The following is a 20014-nucleotide window of genomic DNA, read 5'->3' as shown; positions in this document are numbered from 1 at the left end:
GCCGATCACCGCTGGCTGCGCCAGACCAGCATCGCCGCAGCCAGGTCCTCCAGGGCTGTTCCCACGGACTTGAACAGCGTAATGGCGCCGGGGCTGCGGCGGACCGGGGCGCGGCAGAGGCTGAACAGGTCGCCCCTGACATGGCTCTCGGCGATGGCGCCGCTCTTCAGGGCCAGGGCGACGTCGCCGCCCTCGTGCCGGGCGGCCGGGGTGTCCACGTAAACCTCCGCCCGCCGCAGGGCCTCGTCGTCGGCCTCGCGCATGGAGAGGTTGAAGGCGCCCACGAGATCGAGATGGGTTCCCTCCTTGAGCCAGTCCCCCCGCACGAGCGGCTCCTTGGACAGGGTCGCGCAGGACACGAGGTCGGCCTCGCGCACGGCCGCTTCCAGATCCGCCACGGCCCGCACCGGCAGGCCCTCCCGGCGCAGCTCCTCGGCCAGGGTCTCGGCCTTGGCGACGTTGCGGTTCCATAGGGCCACGTCCCGGATCGGGCGTTGGCTCGCATGGGCGCGGATCAGGAACGGCGCGAGGGCTCCGGACCCGACCATCACCATCCGGGAGGCGTCCGGCCGCGCCAGGTGGCGGGCGGCCAGGGCCGATGCCGCGGCGGTGCGCCACACGGTGAGGCGGGTGCCGTCGAGCCCCGCGAGGGGCTGGCCGGTCTCGCCGTCCATGAGCAGGTAGGTGCCCAGCACGCTCGGCAGGCCCTTGGTCCCGTTCTCGGGAAAGACCGTCACGATCTTCACGCCCAGGTACCCGGCCCGGGCGCCGGGACCGGTCCAGGCCGGCATCAGCAGGAGCGTGCCGGGCCCTCCCGCCCGTTCGACCTCGTGATGATGCCGGACAGGCGTCTCCATGTCGCCCGCGAAGGCCTCGGCGAGGGCGTCGATCAGGGCCGGGAAGGTGAGAACCCGATCGATCTCGGCGGACGTGATGACGTGCATGGCGGCTTTCTGGAACAGGGGTCGCTAGAAGGACGACTGGGACGAGGACAGGGCGGGAAGATTGCCGGAGCCCCGAGACGCCGTGGCGGGCCCGTCAGCTGGCCCCTTGGCCGGCACCTGCGCGCGCAGGCGCTCGGTCTCGTGGCGTAGATGGTTGGCCTCGCGCCGGAACTGGCGGCGGGCGCGGCGATGCTTGCCCTGGGCGAGCCAGGCGGCCACGCCGCCGATCACGACGCCCAGCATGACGGCCGCGAAGATCACCGCGAAGAGAGGGAGCTGGAAGGCGATTTCGGGAACGTCGCCCGAGAACGGATCGAGCGACAGGGTGACGGGGTCGCGATTCGCCACCGCCAGCAGCACGACCACGATGGCGATGGGCAGCAGAATCAACGCCTTGAGAAAGCGGATCATGCGAGATCCCTCCGGGGGTTTGACATGGAAGCCCAGGGACAAGCCCCGAGGGCCGCTTTGGGTTGCGTCGGCCGGAGCGGGATCCGGCCCGTCCGCGCCCGGCGCAGGGACGTCCTCAGTGCTGGGACGCCGTCAGCGAAGGGATGCCTTTATCGAAGAGACGCCTTGGCGCCCGCGTTCAGCCGCAGGCGCATCTCCTTGCCGGTCTTGAAAACCGGCACGACCTTCTCCTCGACCGACACGGCCTCCCCCGTGCGGGGGTTGCGGCCGGTGCGGGCGTCGCGCTTCTTCACCGCGAAGGCTCCGAAGCCCCGCAATTCGACCCGGTCGCCGCGCGCGAGCGCGTCCGCGATGGTGTCGAGGATCGCGTTCACGATGTTCTCGACGTCGCGTTGGTACAAGTGCGGATTTTGCTCAGCGATCTTGAGCACGAGTTCAGATTTGATCATGAGGCGGCTAGATCTTTGATGAAGCTTTATTTTTCAGTAGGTTGCCAGAGGGCCAGGAGACCGTCAAGCCGAGCTTTGTCGGCGGCCGCGGAAGCCTGACGCAACGTCGCTCCAAGCCCTCCCAGACCGAAGAGATCGGCTCCCGAGGCCGCCATGGCGAAGAGGGAAAAGTCCCGGTCGCCCCGCGGCTCCCAGGTGCGGACGGGCAGGTCCTGGCGCACGCCCTTCTCACGCTCGAGCCAGGCCACGGCGTCGCGTTCGGTGCCCAGCGCGTCGACGAGCTTGAGGGGCACGCCCTGGTGGCCCGTGAAGACTTGGCCGGTGGACACCGTGGCGAGCTCGGCCTCGGTCATGCGCCGGCGCTCCTGCACGAGGCGCTTGAACCACGCATAGGTATCGTTCACCACCTCCTGGAGCGCCGCGCGGGCCTCGGGGCTCGTGGGCCGGAAACCGCTGGGCTCCGCCTTGAGAGGCGCGGATTTGATCGCCTCCACCTTGACGCCCACATGGTCGAGAAGGCCGGTCATGTCGGGGTACTGGAAGAGCACGCCGATGGAGCCGACGAGCGACGTATCCCGGGCCACGATATGGTCGGCCGCGATGGCCGTGATGTAGCCGCCGGAGGCCGCGGTTCCGTCCACGAAGGCCACGACGGGCTTCTTGGCGGCGAGCGCCCGGATGTTGCGGAACAGCTCCTCCGAGCCCGTGGTGGTACCGCCGGGGCTGGAAATGGAGATCACCACCCCGGACACGGCGCGGGATTCACCCACGTCCCGCATCAGGTCGGCCAGCCGCTGATTGCCCGTGATGACGCCGTTGACCAGAATCCGGGCCACGTGGGCCCGCCCGCGCTCGACTCCGGGCCGGCCGGCCGCGAAGAAGCCGGCCACGCCCACGGCGAGGATGAGCGCCAGGATCCCGGCCACCCGCCAGAAGGTCAGCTTGCGGCGCAGGCGGCGGCGGTCGGCGATGGCTTCGGCATCCAGCATGGGCATGTCTCTAGCAAGGGCGGCCGGCGCGGCCGGACATCTGTGGGGGCGCACCGTAGTGCGGAAACTGATTCTGCTGAACCAAATTCCGCAACGTCAGGATCGGATCCGATCCCCTGTGCCGGAAAAAGGCGCGCATCTCAAGGGAGATAGGGCGCCGGGCCGGGAGGCAAGGGAGCGCCTAGCCCCGGCCCGCATGGTCGTCGCAGGTGGCGGCATAGGCCTGCCCACCGGGCGCGGGCCTCAGCCCGATCTTCTCGGCCACGCGGATCGAGGCCGCGTTGCCCGGCGCGATGGCCGCCACGATTCGGGCCAGTCCCAGGGTCCGGAATCCGTGCGCCAGGACCGGACGGGCCGCCTCCGTCGCGTAGCCCCGGCCCCAGGCGCGCCGGCAGAAGCGCCAGCCGATCTCGACCTCCGGCCCGGTCCCGTCCTCGGGGATGAGCATGACCCAGCCCAGAAAGGTGTCCGGCGCGCCCTCCGTCGCCACGGTCCAATAGCCGAGGCCTGGCCCGAAATCCGCCCGGATCCGCTGCCGCAGGAAGCGCTCGTGCCGCTCCGGATCGCCCCAGGGGCCCGCGACGTGGCGCGTCACGTCCGGATCCCGGTCCATGGCGAGGCAATCCGCAAAGTCCCGCATCGTGCGCGGCCGCAGGAGAAGCCGTTTGGTTCGGAAGCGGGGCAGCATGAGCGTCCTTGGACCGGAAGGAGGCGCCGCGCGTCAACAAAAAACCCGCGCGATCGCTCGCGCGGGTTTCCTTGAGGGGTTCCCGGACCGGAATCCGGAGGAGCGGGCCGTGGCCCGCCCTGCTTACTTCTTGTCGGTGCGGGCCTTGAGGGCCGCGCCCAGGATGTCGCCGAGCGAAGCGCCGGAATCGGCCGAGCCGTACTGCGCCATGGCTTCCTTCTCCTCGGCGACCTCGAGGGCCTTGATGGAGAGGGTGACGCGGCGCGCCTTGCGGTCGAACTGCGTGACGCGGGCATCGACCTTCTCGCCGGCGGCGAAACGCTCGGGGCGCTGGTCGGCACGGTCACGGGCCAGTTCGTTGCGCTTGATGAAGGTGGTCAGGTCGGTGTCGACGATCTTCACGTCGATGCCGCCATCCTTCACCTCGATCACCTCGCAGGTGACGATCTGGCCCTTCTTGAACTCGCCGGCCTCCGCGAAGGGGTCGCCGCCGAGCTGCTTGATGCCCAGCGAGATGCGCTCCTTCTCGACGTCCACGTCGAGAACCTGGGCGCGCACCATGTCGCCCTTCTTGAAGTCGTCGATGACCTGCTCGCCCGGACGGTTCCAGTCCAGGTCCGACAGGTGCACCATGCCGTCGACGTCGTTCTCGAGGCCGATGAACAGGCCGAACTCGGTCTTGTTCTTGACCTCGCCCTCGACCTCGGACCCGACCGGATGCTTCTCGGCGAAGGCCTCCCACGGGTTCTGAAGCGTCTGCTTCAGGCCCAGCGAGATGCGGCGCTTCACCTGGTCGACCTCGAGGATCACGACCTCGACCTCTTGGCTGGTCGAGATGATCTTGCCGGGGTGGACGTTCTTCTTGGTCCAGGACATCTCGGAGACGTGGATCAGGCCTTCGATGCCCGGCTCCAGCTCCACGAACGCGCCGTAATCGGTGATGTTCGTCACGCGGCCCTTGAGCTTGGCGTTGACCGGGTAGCGGGCGGCGATGCCCTCCCACGGATCGGCCAGGAGCTGCTTGATGCCCAGCGAGATGCGGTGCGTGTCGTGGTTGATCTTGATGATCTTGACCTGCACCGTCTGGCCGATGTTCACCACCTCGGACGGATGGTTCACGCGGCGCCATGCCATGTCGGTGACGTGGAGCAGGCCGTCGATGCCGCCGAGATCAACGAACGCGCCGTACTCGGTGATGTTCTTGACCACGCCGTCGATGACCTGACCCTCTTCGAGATTGGCCACGAGCTCGGAGCGCTGCTCGGCGCGGCTCTCTTCGAGAACCGTGCGGCGGGACACCACGATGTTGCCGCGGCGGCGGTCCATCTTGAGGATCTGGAACGGCTGGGCGACGCCCATGAGCGGGGTGACGTCGCGCACCGGGCGGATGTCCACCTGGGAGCGCGGCAGGAACGCCACGGCGCCGTCGAGGTCGACCGTGTAGCCGCCCTTGACCTGGTTGAAGATCGTGCCGTTGACGCGCTCGCCGTTTTCGAACGCCTTCTCGAGCTTGACCCAGCTTTCCTCGCGGCGAGCCTTGTCGCGCGAGATGACGGCTTCGCCCAGCGCGTTCTCGATGCGCTCGACATAGACCTCGACCTCATCGCCGACGTTGATCGTCTGGTCGCGATTGGGGCCGGCGAATTCTTTCAGGGCGACGCGACCTTCGGTCTTGGCGCCGATATCGATGACCGCGACGTCTTTCTCGATCGCGACCACGGTACCCTTGACGACCGAGCCTTCGTTGATCTCGGACGTGCGGAAGGACTCTTCGAGCAGGGCCGCGAAATCCTCACGGCTCGGCTGTTGCAAAGCTGCAGACATATGTTCTCCTGAATGGCCCTCTTTTTAAGGGGCATCGCCGGCGGTTGGTGTGACAGGTGCGTTTTCAACCGCCGCTGCCAGGAACGCCCCTTCAGGGCCCTGTTCCGGGCATGCCGCTCGAAAGCGGGCCGGCGTAGCGTCGACGAATGAAAACGCGTGGTCCGCGAGCCTTCAGGCAACGCGTCAGGGGCGCGTAGCACGCACCCTCGACCCTCTGCAACCCGTCAGACTCGTGGATGGGGCCTCTCTTATCCTAAACGAGCGAAAAACTCAAGGCTTCCGAGCTCAAGCTTCTGGATTGGTGAGGTGTATTCTGTCAGATTACAATACGTTATAGCGATATTTTTGTTGCGGCAAACCTTATGTGTGGACGCTTCTACCCTGTTCCAGTGGAGAGGACGCACGGGTCGACGGGCATTTCTGCGCCTCGTTCTCAAGCCTGCCCTGATCCAACCGGTCTAGGCCGCCGGTGCGATCCTGGCGCTTGTGGCCTACGATATCTGGATGATCACCGAGATCTATTTCAGGCGCGGCACTTCCGGCCCGAACGCTTTCGGCGGCCCGCCAGCGGTTTGAGAGAGTCCTCGGGGCTTCGCGACAGCGACGCACGAAACGGCCACACACCGGCAGCCTTCAGCGCCTGTTCGAGGAAGGTGTCATCTGCGCATTCTGAAGGGCCCTCGACGCAGGAAGCCCGTTTGAACATGGGGTCCGGCGCCTTACGGCCTTGCCCCTGTCATCACTGTTGCCGATGACTGTAAAAGACCGGCAGGATCGCCGGCAGAGCGCATCTTGTTGATGAATTCATCGATAACGTAAGCGCTGCCATCAACTGAAAGATGTCCGGAGTCGATTGTTAATAAGCGTCCCTTCGAAATGAAGAGACATTCCTTGACTCGGCATGTTGTTTCGAGCGGATCAAAGAAATAATCTGCTTTAGCGGCCACTCTCCGGAAGGGATTATTGAAACTGGGAGTCATCGGACTTGATGCATAGTAATCAGCCGGGATCTGGTTTTCGATTCCCCTTGCTTTCAGCTCATGAAGGGGACTCAAGAAATTGTATACAGGCCCACGCGCAATAAAGACTACCTTGACGCCAAGCTTGTGCAATTGATCGATCGTGTAAGCGAGCTGTTTGTCGAAAAGCTTCCGATCGCCATACGTTCCCCAGCCGGCAGACATGATGACGGTTTTGATTCCATATTCGGCAATGATGCGCGGGACCGCATCATTGAAGGAATCGCACCTCAATTCCGCCGGCAGGGGAAAATTGAAGACGGGCTGGCACAAGGATTTCGTGTACTGCATGACACTGACGGCAAAAGCGCCTCGATGATGCATGAACCCAGGGACATAATGCGCCGCGTGCGAGTCTCCCCAAAGGAGAGCGCGGGTCGGGTGAACTCCCGTGATCGTACAGGTCTCGGGCTTCCACTCGTCTCCCGGGATGAGAAAGCAGGTGTTCGGGTTCCAATGCTCAGGCCCAGCAATCGTCTGCGGCAAAGCCGGAAATCGCTGCGGAAGCCCCCGCGTCGCGTCAAGAGATCCGCCGAGTCCAATCAAAAAGACACTGCACGCCGCGACGCCCGCGAAGATCTTCTTTTGCGATGCCAACCAGCGGCGCTCACGGAAGGGCCTCTCGATAAAGGCCCAAGAGGCTATGGCGGCCATAAAAGAAAGACCCAATGCTGCGGAGCCCTCCAGAGCCGTGAGATCCCGCGCCAGAGAATATTTGGCGAAAACGATGATCGGCCAGTGCCAGAGATAGAGCGAGTAAGAGATCTTGCCTATGAACACGACCGGAGCCCAACTCAAAACCGTGCCAACGCGGCTCCCTCCGTGGGTTCCTGCATGGATCATGAGAGCTGCGCCCAAGCAGGGCAGCAGGGCGTACAAGCCCGGAAAGGGCGTTTCCTTGGAGTACATGAATACGGCCACGAGGATAAACCCCAAGCCGAGAGTTGCGGCAGCTTCCCGAAAGCCTGGTCTTCGCACTTGAGGCACGATCTGGAGGGCGAGACAGGAGCCTATCAACAGCTCCCAAGCCCGGGACGGCAGCAGGTAGAATCCCGCGGTCGAGGCGTAGCGAACGCTCCAAATGCTGACCCCGAAAGACACAATGGCGAAGCCAAGAATCGCCCATGACACAGGCACGCGCTTGCGGGCGCAGAGGATCAAAAGAAACGGCAGGGCGATGTAAAACTGCTCCTCGACCGCCAGCGACCATGTATGGAGCAGCGGCTTGAGTTCTGCAGCACTGTCGAAATAGTTGGCTTCACTCCAAAAGAGGATGTTCGACGAGAACAATACGACCGCAATCAGGCTCCGCCCGAACGCCACCAAATCTCCGGGCACGAGCAAATAAAGCGCCGCGACGGCCGACGCCACAATCACAACAGTCAGTGCCGGGAGAATACGCCGCGCACGTCGCTCGTAGAAAGACAGTAGAGAAAAGCGCTTTTCTTGTATTTCCGTATAGACGATACTTGTGATCAAGTACCCTGAGATAACGAAGAAAATGTCGACGCCTACGAAACCGCCGCTAAAGACTGCGAATCCTGCATGATACAGAAGGACTGGCAATACAGCCACAGCGCGCAGGCCGTCGATATCGGGGCGGTACATCATGGAGAGGCAGTATCATGGCATCTTCTCCGATTCAACAATGTTATATATTTTACGATGCTGACATCGCCGCTGGCCCGCCCTTGAAGCCTGACTTCGACATTCGGGGCGCGCCTCACACCGGCAGCCCCGACCGTCGGGCCTGGGCCACCACCCAGTCGAGGGCCTGCTCCAGTCGGTCGTTGCCCCAGAACATCTCCCGGTCCTCCGCCACGAAGGCGGGCGCCCCGAAGATGCCGCGCGCCTGGGCCTCCTCCACCATCCGGCGCAGGCGCAGCTTGTTGGGCTCCGCTTGCGCCTGGGCCATCACGGCATCCGCATCGAGGCCCAGATCCTCCAGCACGTCGGCCAGGGTGGCCGGGTCGCCGATGTCCCGCCCCCCGCCGAACTGAGCCGCGAAGGCCCCCCGGGTGAAGGCCGGGGCCCAGCCCGGCTCGACTCCCACGAGGGCGATGCGGGCTGCCCCCACGCTGTTCTGGGGGAAGGTTTGCGGCCGGTAGAAGGGCAGCTTCAGCCGCGCGGCCTCCCGCTCCAGGTCCCGCCACATATACTGGCCCTTGCCCGGAAACTGGTTGAAGGGCGACGTGGTGAGGCCCTGGGCGGCGAAGATCGGCCCAAGCAGGAACGGCCGCCACAGCAGGGTCACGCCGGCCTCCTGGGCGAGCGTCTCCACCCGCATGGCGGACAGGTAGGAATAAGTGGAGGCGAAATCGTACCAGAATTCGAGGGTGGGACGGGGCATGGCCGGGTCTCTGGCTGGAGCGGATGGAAGGCGGGGGCGCCGTGACGCATCCCGGCGCGAATCGCCCTATCCCATCCCCTGAAGTCCTGGCAGGTCAACGGTCTCCGGTCAGGACTGCGGGAGAAGCATAGCGTCCTGCGATTGCCCGTTGCGCCGCCGGGGCTTCCCGTTTAATCCCCGCAGCGTCATTCATTTTCCGGAATCCTTGCCATGGCCGACAAGCGCGTCAACAAGGTCGTGCTCGCCTATTCGGGCGGCCTCGACACCTCGATCATCCTCAAGTGGCTCCAGACCACCTATGGCTGCGAGGTGGTGACCTTCACGGCCGATCTCGGCCAGGGCGAGGAGCTGGAGCCGGCCCGCAAGAAGGCGGAGCTTCTCGGCATCAAGCCCGAGAACATCTTCATCGAGGACCTGCGCGACGAGTTCGTGCGCGACTACGTGTTCCCGATGTTCCGGGCCAACGCCCAGTACGAGGGCCTGTATCTTCTGGGCACCTCCATTGCCCGCCCGCTCATCGCCAAGAAGCAGATCGAGATCGCCGAGAAGGTGGGGGCGGACGCCGTCTCCCACGGCGCCACCGGCAAGGGCAACGACCAGGTGCGCTTCGAGCTCGGCTACTACGCCCTCAAGCCCGACGTGACCGTGATCGCACCCTGGCGCGAGTGGGACCTGCGCTCCCGCGAGCAGCTCATCGCGTTCGCGGAGCAGCACCAGATCCCCATCGCCAAGGACAAGCGCGGCGAGGCGCCGTTCTCCGTCGACGCCAACCTCCTGCACGCCTCCTCGGAGGGCAAGGTGCTGGAGGATCCGGCCATGGAAGTGCCGGACTATGTCTATTCGCGCACGAACGACATGGAATCGGCCCCCGATACCCCGACCGTCATCTCGATCACCTTCGAGAAGGGCGATCCCGTCGCCATCGACGGCCAAAAGCTCGGCCCGGCGGACCTGCTGGCCAAGCTCAACGAACTCGGGCGCCTCAACGGCATCGGCCGCCTCGACCTCGTCGAAAACCGCTTCGTGGGCATGAAGAGCCGGGGCATGTACGAGACGCCCGGCGGCACGATCCTGCATCTGGCTCATCGCGGCATCGAGTCGATCACGCTCGATCGGGGTGCTGCTCACCTCAAGGACGAGCTGATGCCGAAATACGCCGAGCTGATCTATAACGGCTTCTGGTTCTCGCCGGAGCGCGAGATGCTCCAGTCCCTCATCGACAAGAGCCAGGAATTCGTCACCGGCGAGGTGAAGCTCAAGCTCTACAAGGGCGGTGTCCACCTGATTGGCCGTGAGAGCCCGTACTCGCTTTACGACCAGGACCTCGTGACCTTCGAGGAAGGCGCCGTCGCCTACGACCACCGCGACGCCGCAGGCTTCATCAAGCTCAACGCGCTCCGCCTGCGCACGCTCGCGCAGCGCAAGAAGAAGCTCGGGCTGTAAGCGTCCTTCACCGTCATCCCCGGGCTCGACCCGGGGATCCGCGGGCTACGCCGTAAGACAGGGATGGCCGGGTCAAGCCCGGCCATGACGACCGCCATCCAGCCCATTCCTTCAGCAAGCCCAACGCCAGCAGCATCCGCCTGCTCGCGGGGCTCGGCGTCGAGGGCGATGCCCATGCGGGCGAGACCGTGAAGCATCGCTCCCGCGTGGCCGTCGACCCGACGCAGCCGAACCTGCGCCAGGTGCACCTGATCCACGTCGAGCTGTTCGACGAGCTGGCCGCAAAGGGCTATTCCGTCGCGCCGGGCCAAATGGGCGAGAACGTCACCACGCGCGGCATCGACCTGCTCGGCCTGCCGGTCGGCGCGAGACTCCAGCTCGGCGCATCCGCTCTCGTGGAAATCACCGGCCTGCGCAACCCCTGCGCCCAGATCGACGCCTTCCAGCCCGGCCTCCTGAAGGCCGTGCTCGACCGGGACCCGGACGGCACCCTCGTGCGCAAGACGGGCATCATGGGCGTGATGCTAGAGGGCGGCGAAGTGCGGCCCGGAGACGCCATCGCGGTGACGCTCCCACCGGAGCCGCACCGGCGGCTAGAGCGGGTTTAGGGCTCGGGGCATTGTTTCGCGCATCGGTCGATGCCATATTCCATGCCTGAACGGAATTGGATCACGATGCGCACGACGATTGCCTTGGACGATGCCCTGGTGGTCAAGGCGCAGGCCATGACCGGCCTGCGCGAAAAATCCGCCCTCGTGCGGGAAGCGCTCGAAGCCTTGATCCAGCGGGAGAGCGCGCGACGCCTCGCCCGCCTCGGCGGCAGCGAACCGGATCTGAAGCCGGCTCCGCGACGCTCCTCCGATCCCGCCTGATCCTTCCAGAATGATCCGTCCGGCATGATCCTAGTCGACACCTCGGTCTGGATCGACCATTTGAGGTTGGGGGATGACGGACTGGTTCGCCAGCTCGAAGCGGGTCGGGTCGTCCTGCATCCCTTCATCCTGGGCGAGCTGGCCCTTGGCACCCTTCGCAACCGCCATACCGTTCTCGAACTCCTCGGCCTCCTGCCGCGCGCGGTGGTGGCCGCCGACGAGGAAGTCATGGGCCTGATCGAACGGGAAGGGCTTCACGGAATCGGCATCGGCTTCATCGACGCCCACCTTCTTGCGGCGACGCGACTGACGGTGGGCGCGAGGCTTTGGACACGCGACAAGCGGCTGGACCGCGCAGCCCTGCGGCTGAGCCTCTCGGCCGGCTTCGCATGAGGCCACGCCGCGTTCCTCACGCCTCAGCCCGGGTCCCGACCCGCGCGATGGCCTCGACGAGTTCCACCGCCTTGCGACGCAGGCCGGTGTCGCGGATAGCGTCGAAGGCGCGGATGAGACGGGCCCCGTGGGGCGTGTCGAGAAGCACGCCGAGTCTAGCTCAGATGGTCTCGGGTAGACACCTGACTTCGGGGACGATCGCTTGCTGCAACATGATCTGCCGCCGCGCCAACGTCTCTCGATACTCCTGCGCCTCAATGTCCTTGAAAAACGCTGCATCCGGAGCCAACCGTCTCACGGCTTCTTCAACCTTGTCGATTGAGGCTCGGAAAAACTCCTTGCGATTGTTCTGAGCGTTTACGCGCGTCTTCTCGAACTCGTTGTGCAAGGCCCGTTCGAGAGCTGGGGCATCTTCGCTGTAGATGATGGCATGGGTGTCGAACGTAAATGGGACGCTGGCATCCCCCAACTCGCGCACGCGGTCGGCAGGATCGAGCCGCCGCGTCAATCCGATCTTGATCACCTCTTCGCCGAACGATCCCATATTCGATATGATGTAAACATAACCGGAGCGGGTCTTTTCGGCCATGGCTTGTGCGCGTTCGAACTTCGCATGCGCTTCCGCGAGATCGCGCTCCAGAATCTTGATCTGGCTTGTGAATACCTCAAGCTGATGACCCGTCGTCGTTGCGGCCTCGGATCGCGCCTTGGCAAGCAGCTTTTCATAGTGAGCTTCTTCTTCCTCGGCCCTTTCCATGTCACGAAGAAGCTTCTGCTCTTCCTTGGCTAAGCGGGCCGCCTCCGCGCGTTCCTCCCGCTCCGCCTTGAGCTTTTCGCGGTATTCGTGGGTCAGATAAAGCTCTTTCAGCTTAAGGCCCAAGTACTCTTTCGTGATGGAGATGGAGTTCGACGCGTTGAGCTTGTCGACCTGCTCTTGCGCCCGAACAATCCTCTTCTCCATTGCATTCACGTTGTTCCAACGGGTATTGGCAATGGATGCTTCACATTCATTATTGAAGGCCCGGAGCGTGAGCTTGATGGCGCGATTGGTCATGGTCTTGCCTTTCGAGGCACTGCCATCGACCGTCCATTGCGTTTTACAGACGACAGCGGTTCCGAGAGTGACCATGATCTTTTGATTCTCACGGATGGTTTGTATGGCTTCTTTGTAAGCCTCACTGTCGGTGAAATCGAAGTGGGGCTCGTAGACTCCCATCTCGGCGAACGCAATTTTCTCATCGAAGATCGCGACCTCTTTCAGGAGCAGGTCATAGGATGATCGCTTGGTTTTGTAATCCGCCCGCAAAGTCTCAATATCAAACCGCAGGGACTTGGCCTCCCCTTCCAAGCGCTTCACTTCCATCTCGATGTCAGTCACGGGTTTGAAACGGACTTCCAACGCTTGGATCACAGCAGTCAACTGGGCTTCTTTTATTTTCCTCTCACGCCGCACCGCCCACCACTTGTAGATAGCGAAAATCAGCAGAAACGGCATGGCGAGCACGGCAAGCGCCAAAACAACAGTTAAAATTTCCATGATCAACTCAAATGGAAGTGGTTTATAGAACTCTATATCACTCACCCGAGAGTTGAGAAGATGCCTTTTTGTTCTGTGTTTGTTCTTGACATACGGCCATGCTTGATGTAACTGTCTTGCATCGGTTGGTCACAAGGGGCGCGCTCGCGAGGCGTCGCAAGCGGACCGGCCGAGCGGTCCTGGGTGAGGGTGTCGCAAACCCGCATGCCAGGGGGCCCGGTGACGGCACAGGGCTGACCTGAGACCGAGCCGCGGGCCGGCCGTCTTGCTGCTGGGGACACATGCTCCCTGGCAGAGAGACGCAAACCCCCGCCCCGGAAGTCTCGGCCCAGGGTGCCCCACCGTCCGCCTGAAAACTCCGTGCGCGAGGGGCCATCCGGCTCATCAACCACTTCACACCAGCCGAGCCGGACGTCTCTCGCGCGCCCCTCTCCTGGATCACACGCCTGGACGCAGCCTGCGCCCGGGATAGAGGTACTTGCTCTTTGACATCACAGGCACATGGCAAGCATCCCCTCTCCCGGGCGGGAGAGGGGCAGGGGTGAGGGCGCGACCGCTCAGAATGGAATGCGGAAGCGCAACGCGCGCGCCTCACAGATATCGGGCAGGCCAGACTTGCGGTGGTGAGAAGTCGGAAATGCGGGGCGGCGCCACGCTCTGGAGATGGTGGCGCTCACACCCCCCTCTCCATCTCTCCCCCACAAGGAGGGAGAGGGCCTGTCGCGCACCGGCTATGCCCTGCCTCGCGAGACCCCGCATTCCCTCACCCCGGCCCTCTCCCGGCCGGGAGAGGGAGAATGCGCGGCATAGCTTCCGGCGCGGGCGCGAGAGCCTGCGTCCTTTGCAATCATGTTGCTGAAAAATCAGGGCTTTGACGCCTCTCTGTCATTAGAAATGCTCTGATCTGGGTTCTATATAGGCTCCCACGCGGTTGCTCCGATCCGTTGCGGATCGGGCTCTCGCGGGTCTGGCGGCTCTTCCCCTACAGAGGGGCGGCCGGGCCTTGCGGGTTTCGCTCAAAGCCAAAGGGCCTCAAAGCCCAGGGAGATCGACCATGGACGACAACGCGAAGGCCCCCACGGGCACCCCGGACCAGATTCTCACGAACCGGCAGGGCCACCCGATCAGCAACAACCAGTCCCAGCGCACGGTGGGCAGCCGGGGCCCGGCCACGCTGGAGAACTACCAGTTCCTCGAAAAGATCACCCATTTCGACCGGGAGCGCATCCCCGAACGCGTCGTCCATGCGCGGGGCTTCGTGTGCTACGGCGACTTGGAGGTGACGGGCAAGATCGGCGACGAACCCGCCTCCAAGTACACCCGCGCCAAGCTGTTTCAGACGGCGGGCAAGAAGACCCCGCTCGCCATCCGGTTCTCCACGGTGATCGGCGGGCGCGATTCCTCCGAGACGGCGCGCGATCCGCGCGGCTTCGCGGTGAAGTTCTATACCGAGGACGGCAACTGGGACCTCGTGGGCAACAACCTGGCGGTGTTCTTCATCCGCGACGCCATCAAGTTCCCGGACGTGATCCATTCGCTCAAGCCCGATCCGGTCACGTTCCGCCAGGAGCCCAACCGCATCTTCGACTTCATGAGCCAGACGCCCGAATCCATGCACATGCTGACGCACCTGTTCAGCCCGCGCGGCATTCCGGCAAGCTACCGCCACATGGAAGGTTTTGGCGTCAACACCTACAAGATGGTGAACGAGGCGGGCGAGACCGTTCTGGTGAAGTACCATTTTCACCCCCGCTCCGGGCTGGCGAGCCTCACGGCCGACGAGGCCGCGAAGGTGCAGGGCCAGGATCTCGGCTCGGCCTCCAAGGACCTCTACGAGGCCATCGAGCGCGGGGATCATCCCCAATGGGACATGTTCGTGCAGATCATGGAGGACCACGACCATCCCGAGCTCGACTGGGATCCGCTGGACGACACCAAGATCTGGCCGGAAAAGGATTTCCCGCTGCGGCACGTGGGCGTGATGACCCTCAACCGCAACGTGGAGGACCATTTCAACGAGAACGAGCAGATCGCCATGGGCACGGGCGTGCTGGTCGACGGGCTCGACTTCTCCGACGACAAGATGCTGGTCGGCCGCACCTTCTCGTACTCGGACACGCAGCGCTACCGGGTGGGCACCAACTATCTCCAGTTGCCCGTGAACCAGGCCAAGAACGCCCACGTGTCCACCAACCTCAACGGCGGCCAGATGTCCTACCGGCGGGATCTCGCGCCGGGCCAGAACCCGCACGTGAACTTCGAGCCGTCGATCCATAACGGCCTGCATGAATCGCCCCGAACCTATCCCAACCGGTCGCCGGAGATCCGGGGCCAGCTCACCCGGTCCGTGATCGAGCGGCGCAACGACTACGTCCAGGCCCGGGGCCGCTACTGCACCATGATGGACTGGGAGCGCGACGACCTCGTCCTGAACATGGGCACCCTGCTGGGCCAGTGCGAGCGCGACGTGCAGGAGCGCATGGTGTGGCACCTGCTCCTGGTCCACGACGATTACGGCACCCGCGTCGGCGAGATGATCGGGGTCTCGGCGGACGACGTGCGCCACCTCGAGCCGCTTCCGAAGCAGGTGCTCACCGAGGAGGACCGGCGCCGCCTGGGCAACCTCGGCCGCAACGGCGACGCCATCGACCCGAGCGTCTGGGGCCAGTGGACCTCGTCCGTGACGAACCACCAGGCCTCGGCCGAGGAGGTGCTGGGCGGGATGAAGAACGTGCCGACCCGGCCCGCAACCCGGCAGGCGGCCGAGTAGCGTCCGATCCATGGCTGGGCCCTGGGGCGCAACGCCCCAGGGCCTTCCGAACTGGCCCTTTCTTGCCTTTGCGGCCCGCCTGCCCTATTGCCGCCGCACCCATATCACTATATTGCAGCGCATCAGAATTCCCGCCCGGTTCCGAAATCCCAGCTGTGCCGCAAAGGCGCGGCCCGGTTCGACCCGGGCTGTTTTGCTTTGAAAGACGCCCATGAAGCTTCGCAACATCGCCATCATCGCCCACGTCGACCACGGCAAGACGACCCTCGTCGACAAGCTCCTGCAGCAATCGGGCAGCTTCCGTGAGAACCAGCGCGTGGAAGAGCGCGCCATGGATTCGAACGACCTCGAGAAGGAGCGCGGCATCACCATCCTGGCCAAGGCCACATCGGTGGTCTGGAAGGATACCCGCATCAACATCGTCGATACCCCCGGCCACGCCGATTTCGGCGGCGAGGTGGAGCGCATCCTGAGCATGGTGGACGGCGCGATCGTGCTGGTGGACGCCGCCGAGGGCCCGATGCCCCAGACCAAGTTCGTGGTGTCCAAGGCCCTCAAGATCGGCCTGCGCCCCATCGTGGCGATCAACAAGATCGACCGGCCCGACGGCCGTCACCAGGAAGTGATCAACGAGGTGTTCGACCTCTTCGCGGCGCTGGACGCCACGGACGAGCAGCTCGACTTCCCGATCCTCTACGGGTCGGGCCGCAACGGCTGGATGGCCCAGTCCCCTGAAGGCCCGCAGGACCAGGGCCTCGCCCCCCTGTTCGACCTCGTGCTGGAGCACGTCCCCCCGGCCAAGACCGAGGAGGGCCCGTTCCGCATGCTCGGCACCCTGCTCGAGGCCAACCCGTTCCTGGGCCGCATCGTCACGGGCCGCATCGCGTCGGGCTCGGTGAAGCCGAACCAGTCCATTAAGGTGCTGGACCGCGACGGCAACGTGGTCGAAACCGGCCGCGTGTCGAAGATCCTGGCCTTCCGGGGCCTGGAGCGCCAGCCCATCGAGGTCGGTGAGGCAGGCGACATCGTGTCCATCGCAGGGTTGGTGAAAGGCTCCGTGGCCGATACGTTCTCGGCGCCCGAGAACGACATTCCGATCCAGGCCCAGCCCATCGATCCGCCGACCGTCACCATGTCGTTCATCGTGAACGATTCGCCGCTGGCCGGCACCGAGGGCGACAAGGTTACGAGCCGCATGATCCGCGACCGCCTGTTCAAGGAGGCCGAGGGCAACGTCACGCTCAAGATCGAGGAAGCCTCGGACAAGGATTCGTTCTACGTCTCGGGCCGCGGCGAGTTGCAGCTCGCCATCCTGATCGAGACCATGCGCCGCGAGGGCTTCGAGATCGCCGTGTCGCGTCCCCGCGTGGTGTTTGAGAAGGACGAGGCTGGCCAACTGCTCGAGCCCGTCGAGGAAGTGGTCATCGACGTGGACGAGGAGCATTCCGGCGTCGTCGTGCAGAAGATGTCCGAGCGCAAGGCCGAGATGGTCGAGATGAAGCCCTCCGGCGGCAATCGCCAGCGCCTCGTGTTCTACGCCCCCACCCGCGGCCTCATCGGCTACCAGGGCGAGCTGATGACCGACACCCGCGGCACCGCGATCATGAACCGCCTGTTCCACGCCTATCAGCCCTACAAGGGCGAGATCGCCGGGCGTCGCAACGGCGTGCTGATCTCCAACGACCAGGGCGAGGCCGTGGCCTACGCGCTCTGGAACCTGGAGGATCGCGGCCCGATGATGATCGAGCCGGGCTGGAAGGTCTATCAGGGCATGATCATCGGCGAGCATAACCGCGAGAACGATCTCGAGGTGAATGTGCTCAAGGGCAAGAAGCTCACCAACATCCGCACCACGTCGAAGGACGAGGCCGTGCGCCTGACGCCGCCCATGCGCATGACGCTGGAGCGCTCGCTCGCCTGGATTCAGGACGACGAGCTGGTGGAGGTGACGCCGAAGTCCATCCGCATCCGCAAGACGATCCTCGATCCGAACGACCGCAAGCGCGCCGAGCGTTCGAAGGAAGCTTTGAGCGCCTGAGGCAGGAACGCTTCAGGCCAGCACGCACACAGATAAAAAGGCCGCTCCCAGGAGCGGCCTTTTTCGTGAGGTCAGCCCTCGGCTTTGCTGGGCTGCCCGGTCTTGGCGCCGCCCTGAGGAGAAGTCGAATCCTCGCCGTCTCCGTCCGGGTCCGTGCGGCCCTGCGGGGTCAGGCGCGGCGCGCTGATGTCGTCTTCGGTGGCCTCGGTCTTCTTGCGGTCGTCGGTCATGGTGGGCCTCGCTCAGCTGCTGGTGGAATCGGTCCCGTCCTTGTCGCCCGCCTCCGGAAGGGTGCCGGCGCCGGGGGTCGCGTCCTCGTTGACCAGGTGCTCCTTGCCGTGCGGGCCTGCGGCCGGAAGGTCGGGAGCGGCCCGCCCAGCCGTTTTGGGCTCAGACTGCTTGGAATCGGCCGGTTTGGCGGAAGCGGTCGGGTCTTCGCTGTGGTTGCCGTAGCTTGCATGGGCCATGGGGTGATCCTTGTCGGGCTCTGCCTCAGGTCGGGCGGTGCCGGGGTTTGTTCTCGCTGACGCCCTGGCCTTGGGTCTGCTCCGTCTCGTAGAGACCTCCAGCCACCTTTCGTCCCTCCTCGGGCCCGTTGGCCGCGATCTGGTCCGAGTGACCGTTGGAGGAGCCGCCGATGGCCGGATCGTCCCGCCGCGACGGGCCCTCCAGGGTGTGGCGGCGCTCCCGGTCGGTGAGACCCCCGCCCTCTTGCTTGACGATCTCGGCCTGCTGCGGGGTCTGGTGTCCACCGTTCAGGATGGGGCCTTCGCTCTGACCGATGATGTTGTCGTTCTTCTTCGGCATGGCGCTATTCCTTGCCGTTGACTGCGGTCGCGCGCTCGATGGCCTCGCGGGTCGCGTCCGCCTCTCCTGGCTTGATGGTGGCATCGTTGAGGTGGCGGGTCGTCTCGGGCGTTTCGGCGGCTGTCAGGGCATCATGCCCCTCGCCGCGTCCACCCGTATCGCCCATCGCCTGCTGGTAGGCGTAGGCGTCGCCGCCGGGCTCATCCCAGGCTTCGCGGAGGGTTTCGTTGCCTTCGGGCCCGCCGGGCTTTTCGGCATTCGGCTTTGCGCGCTCGTTTAGGACGTCGTCGAGGTTGTGCCGGTGAGGTTGGGTCTTGTCCTCTTTCGCAGCCATGGGTGTCTCCTCTTGATGGGGAGGAAACACCGTCCGGGCGTGGAGGTTGCAGCCTCTGACGCACGAAAAAGGCGGCCAATGGCCGCCTTTCGTCGTCCGGCCGGGCCGCAAGCCCCTAGCCGATGCCTTCGAACAGTGCGCTCGAGATGTAGCGCTCGGCAAAGGACGGCGCCACGGTCACGATGCGTTTGCCCTTGAATTCGGGACGGGCCGCGATCTCCAGGGCCGCCGCCACGTTGGCTCCGGTGGAGATGCCGCCCGGGATGCCCTCGAGCTTGGCGAGCTTGCGCGAGGTCTCAAACGCCGTCTGGTTGCCGACGGTGACGACACCGTCGATCACCGAGCGGTCGAGCACCTCCGGCACGAAGCCCGCGCCGATGCCCTGGATCTTGTGCGGGCCGGGCTGACCGCCCGACAGGACCGGCGAATCCTCCGGCTCGACGGCGAAGATCTTCATGTTCGGCAAGCGCGGCTTCAGCACCTGGCCGACGCCCGTGATCGTGCCGCCCGTGCCCACGCCGGCCACGAAGGCGTCGATATGGCCGTCCGTGTCGTTCCAGAGTTCTTCCGCCGTGGTCAGGCGATGGATCTCCGGGTTGGCGGGATTGCGGAACTGCTGCGGAATGATCGCGTTGGGGATCGCATTGACGAGCTCCTCGGCCTTGGCGAGCGCGCCCTTCATGCCCAGGGGCCCTGGGGTGAGCTCCAGCTCGGCGCCCAGGAAGGCCAGCATCTTGCGACGCTCGAGGGACATGGTCTCGGGCATTACGAGGATGAGGCGATAGCCGCGGGAGGCGGCCACGAAAGCGAGTGCGATGCCCGTGTTGCCGGAGGTCGGCTCGATGAGAGTCGTGCCGGGCTTGATCACCCCGGAGGCTTCGAGCGCGTCGATCATGCTCACGCCGATCCGGTCCTTGACGGAGGAGATCGGGTTGAAGAATTCCAGCTTGAGCAGGATCTCGGCATCGACGCCATGCTCCTTGGGCAGGCGGTTCAGGCGCACCAGGGGCGTATTGCCGATGGTGTCCGTGATGGAGCCATAAATCTGGCCTCGGCCGGGCTTGGATCCGAGATGGGCAGCGGTTTCGAGCTTGCGGGCAGGCTCAGCCATGGGGTTCCTCCAGGTTTCTGGGAGGAGCTTAATGC

General features: G+C 64.7%; 20 protein-coding genes and 1 pseudogene. 6 read left to right on the top strand and 15 right to left on the bottom strand.

Annotation, left to right across the window (positions count from 1 at the left end; translation table 11 throughout):
* Positions 1-5: 5 nt before the first annotated feature.
* The 8 genes from lhpI to ILT42_RS08900 all read right to left on the bottom strand — a co-directional run bounded on the left by lhpI (position 6) and on the right by ILT42_RS08900 (position 8674).
* Entirely contained in the window at positions 6-944 is a 939-nt protein-coding gene (gene lhpI, locus ILT42_RS08935; protein WP_204215085.1) for a bifunctional Delta(1)-pyrroline-2-carboxylate/Delta(1)-piperideine-2-carboxylate reductase, read from the bottom strand.
* A gap of 24 nt (positions 945-968) precedes the next feature.
* Entirely contained in the window at positions 969-1355 is a 387-nt protein-coding gene (locus tag ILT42_RS08930) for a lipopolysaccharide assembly protein LapA domain-containing protein (protein ID WP_204215084.1), read from the bottom strand.
* A gap of 149 nt (positions 1356-1504) precedes the next feature.
* Positions 1505-1804, bottom strand: a complete 300-nt coding sequence (gene ihfB / locus ILT42_RS08925) for an integration host factor subunit beta (RefSeq protein ID WP_204215083.1) — start codon at positions 1802-1804, stop codon at positions 1505-1507.
* Between the two features lie 26 nt (positions 1805-1830).
* On the bottom strand, positions 1831-2799 hold the full coding sequence (gene sppA, locus ILT42_RS08920; protein ID WP_407664524.1) for a signal peptide peptidase SppA: 969 nt from the start codon (positions 2797-2799) through the stop codon (positions 1831-1833).
* A gap of 175 nt (positions 2800-2974) precedes the next feature.
* Positions 2975-3481, bottom strand: a complete 507-nt coding sequence (locus ILT42_RS08915; protein WP_204215081.1) for a GNAT family N-acetyltransferase — start codon at positions 3479-3481, stop codon at positions 2975-2977.
* A 123-nt stretch (positions 3482-3604) separates the two neighbouring features.
* Positions 3605-5305 (bottom strand): 30S ribosomal protein S1, encoded by a 1701-nt coding sequence (gene rpsA, locus ILT42_RS08910; protein ID WP_204215080.1) that lies wholly within the window; start codon positions 5303-5305, stop codon positions 3605-3607.
* A 719-nt stretch (positions 5306-6024) separates the two neighbouring features.
* Positions 6025-7935 carry an acyltransferase family protein gene (locus ILT42_RS08905; RefSeq protein ID WP_204215079.1) on the bottom strand — a complete coding sequence of 637 codons (1911 nt, stop codon included), beginning with the start codon at positions 7933-7935 and terminating at the stop codon, positions 6025-6027.
* 112 nt (positions 7936-8047) lie between these two features.
* Positions 8048-8674 (bottom strand): 2-hydroxychromene-2-carboxylate isomerase, encoded by a 627-nt coding sequence (locus ILT42_RS08900; RefSeq protein WP_204215078.1) that lies wholly within the window; start codon positions 8672-8674, stop codon positions 8048-8050.
* A 210-nt stretch (positions 8675-8884) separates the two neighbouring features.
* Here ILT42_RS08900 and ILT42_RS08895 point away from each other — a divergent pair, with 210 nt between their 5' ends.
* From ILT42_RS08895 to ILT42_RS08880, 4 genes and pseudogenes are all read left to right on the top strand, one after another.
* On the top strand, positions 8885-10117 hold the full coding sequence (locus tag ILT42_RS08895; RefSeq protein ID WP_204215077.1) for an argininosuccinate synthase: 1233 nt from the start codon (positions 8885-8887) through the stop codon (positions 10115-10117).
* Positions 10118-10221: 104 nt separating this feature from the next.
* Positions 10222-10725 (top strand): annotated as a pseudogene (locus tag ILT42_RS08890) (MOSC domain-containing protein); the annotation flags it as partial.
* 66 nt (positions 10726-10791) lie between these two features.
* Positions 10792-10989 (top strand): type II toxin-antitoxin system VapB family antitoxin, encoded by a 198-nt coding sequence (locus tag ILT42_RS08885; protein ID WP_204215075.1) that lies wholly within the window; start codon positions 10792-10794, stop codon positions 10987-10989.
* A 24-nt stretch (positions 10990-11013) separates the two neighbouring features.
* The gene (locus ILT42_RS08880; RefSeq protein ID WP_204215074.1) at positions 11014-11382 is read left to right on the top strand and encodes a type II toxin-antitoxin system VapC family toxin; all 369 of its coding nucleotides are present in this window, start codon (positions 11014-11016) and stop codon (positions 11380-11382) included.
* A 16-nt stretch (positions 11383-11398) separates the two neighbouring features.
* Here ILT42_RS08880 and ILT42_RS23060 read toward each other — a convergent pair whose 3' ends face one another.
* Both ILT42_RS23060 and ILT42_RS22815 read right to left on the bottom strand, forming a co-directional pair.
* Positions 11399-11530: a hypothetical protein gene (locus ILT42_RS23060; protein WP_267874410.1), complete on the bottom strand. Its 132-nt coding sequence runs from the start codon at positions 11528-11530 to the stop codon at positions 11399-11401.
* A gap of 12 nt (positions 11531-11542) precedes the next feature.
* The gene (locus ILT42_RS22815) at positions 11543-12919 is read right to left on the bottom strand and encodes a DUF4041 domain-containing protein (RefSeq protein WP_229428367.1); all 1377 of its coding nucleotides are present in this window, start codon (positions 12917-12919) and stop codon (positions 11543-11545) included.
* A 1054-nt stretch (positions 12920-13973) separates the two neighbouring features.
* Here ILT42_RS22815 and ILT42_RS08870 point away from each other — a divergent pair.
* Together ILT42_RS08870 and typA are read left to right on the top strand one after the other, a co-directional pair.
* Positions 13974-15689 (top strand): catalase, encoded by a 1716-nt coding sequence (locus ILT42_RS08870; protein WP_204215073.1) that lies wholly within the window; start codon positions 13974-13976, stop codon positions 15687-15689.
* 211 nt (positions 15690-15900) lie between these two features.
* Entirely contained in the window at positions 15901-17727 is a 1827-nt protein-coding gene (gene typA / locus ILT42_RS08865) for a translational GTPase TypA (protein WP_204215072.1), read from the top strand.
* Positions 17728-17798: 71 nt separating this feature from the next.
* Here the strand turns inward: typA and ILT42_RS08860 are convergent, their stop codons facing one another.
* The 5 genes from ILT42_RS08860 to cysK all read right to left on the bottom strand — a co-directional run bounded on the left by ILT42_RS08860 (position 17799) and on the right by cysK (position 19979).
* Positions 17799-17957 carry a hypothetical protein gene (locus ILT42_RS08860; protein ID WP_204215071.1) on the bottom strand — a complete coding sequence of 53 codons (159 nt, stop codon included), beginning with the start codon at positions 17955-17957 and terminating at the stop codon, positions 17799-17801.
* A gap of 12 nt (positions 17958-17969) precedes the next feature.
* Positions 17970-18194 (bottom strand): hypothetical protein, encoded by a 225-nt coding sequence (locus ILT42_RS08855; protein WP_204215070.1) that lies wholly within the window; start codon positions 18192-18194, stop codon positions 17970-17972.
* Positions 18195-18219: 25 nt separating this feature from the next.
* A complete protein-coding gene (locus tag ILT42_RS08850) occupies positions 18220-18534 on the bottom strand; it encodes a hypothetical protein (RefSeq protein ID WP_204215069.1) in 315 nt (104 codons plus the stop codon).
* A gap of 4 nt (positions 18535-18538) precedes the next feature.
* Positions 18539-18868 (bottom strand): hypothetical protein, encoded by a 330-nt coding sequence (locus ILT42_RS08845; RefSeq protein ID WP_204215068.1) that lies wholly within the window; start codon positions 18866-18868, stop codon positions 18539-18541.
* 115 nt (positions 18869-18983) lie between these two features.
* The gene (gene cysK / locus ILT42_RS08840) at positions 18984-19979 is read right to left on the bottom strand and encodes a cysteine synthase A (RefSeq protein WP_204215067.1); all 996 of its coding nucleotides are present in this window, start codon (positions 19977-19979) and stop codon (positions 18984-18986) included.
* Positions 19980-20014 lie beyond the last annotated feature (35 nt).

This window comes from Microvirga pudoricolor, assembly GCF_016892705.1.
GTDB classification, from domain to species: domain Bacteria; phylum Pseudomonadota; class Alphaproteobacteria; order Rhizobiales; family Beijerinckiaceae; genus Microvirga; species Microvirga pudoricolor.
The sequence above is the reverse complement of the archived record's forward strand: the minus strand, read 5'-3'. Positions and strand labels throughout refer to the sequence as shown.

Coding starts and splice junctions, on each gene's coding strand:
- ILT42_RS08850 (WP_204215069.1), bottom strand. CDS start 18,534: ATGCCGAAGAAGAACGACAACATCATCGGTCAGAGCGAAGGCCCCATC.
- rpsA (WP_204215080.1), bottom strand. CDS start 5,305: ATGTCTGCAGCTTTGCAACAGCCGAGCCGTGAGGATTTCGCGGCCCTG.
- ILT42_RS08915 (WP_204215081.1), bottom strand. CDS start 3,481: ATGCTGCCCCGCTTCCGAACCAAACGGCTTCTCCTGCGGCCGCGCACG.
- ILT42_RS08930 (WP_204215084.1), bottom strand. CDS start 1,355: ATGATCCGCTTTCTCAAGGCGTTGATTCTGCTGCCCATCGCCATCGTG.
- typA (WP_204215072.1), top strand. CDS start 15,901: ATGAAGCTTCGCAACATCGCCATCATCGCCCACGTCGACCACGGCAAG.
- ILT42_RS22815 (WP_229428367.1), bottom strand. CDS start 12,919: ATGGAAATTTTAACTGTTGTTTTGGCGCTTGCCGTGCTCGCCATGCCG.
- ILT42_RS08905 (WP_204215079.1), bottom strand. CDS start 7,935: ATGATGTACCGCCCCGATATCGACGGCCTGCGCGCTGTGGCTGTATTG.
- ihfB (WP_204215083.1), bottom strand. CDS start 1,804: ATGATCAAATCTGAACTCGTGCTCAAGATCGCTGAGCAAAATCCGCAC.
- ILT42_RS08845 (WP_204215068.1), bottom strand. CDS start 18,868: ATGGCTGCGAAAGAGGACAAGACCCAACCTCACCGGCACAACCTCGAC.
- sppA (WP_407664524.1), bottom strand. CDS start 2,799: ATGCCCATGCTGGATGCCGAAGCCATCGCCGACCGCCGCCGCCTGCGC.
- ILT42_RS08895 (WP_204215077.1), top strand. CDS start 8,885: ATGGCCGACAAGCGCGTCAACAAGGTCGTGCTCGCCTATTCGGGCGGC.
- ILT42_RS08860 (WP_204215071.1), bottom strand. CDS start 17,957: ATGACCGACGACCGCAAGAAGACCGAGGCCACCGAAGACGACATCAGC.
- ILT42_RS08870 (WP_204215073.1), top strand. CDS start 13,974: ATGGACGACAACGCGAAGGCCCCCACGGGCACCCCGGACCAGATTCTC.
- ILT42_RS08900 (WP_204215078.1), bottom strand. CDS start 8,674: ATGCCCCGTCCCACCCTCGAATTCTGGTACGATTTCGCCTCCACTTAT.
- ILT42_RS08855 (WP_204215070.1), bottom strand. CDS start 18,194: ATGGCCCATGCAAGCTACGGCAACCACAGCGAAGACCCGACCGCTTCC.
- ILT42_RS08885 (WP_204215075.1), top strand. CDS start 10,792: ATGCGCACGACGATTGCCTTGGACGATGCCCTGGTGGTCAAGGCGCAG.
- ILT42_RS08880 (WP_204215074.1), top strand. CDS start 11,014: ATGATCCTAGTCGACACCTCGGTCTGGATCGACCATTTGAGGTTGGGG.
- cysK (WP_204215067.1), bottom strand. CDS start 19,979: ATGGCTGAGCCTGCCCGCAAGCTCGAAACCGCTGCCCATCTCGGATCC.
- lhpI (WP_204215085.1), bottom strand. CDS start 944: ATGCACGTCATCACGTCCGCCGAGATCGATCGGGTTCTCACCTTCCCG.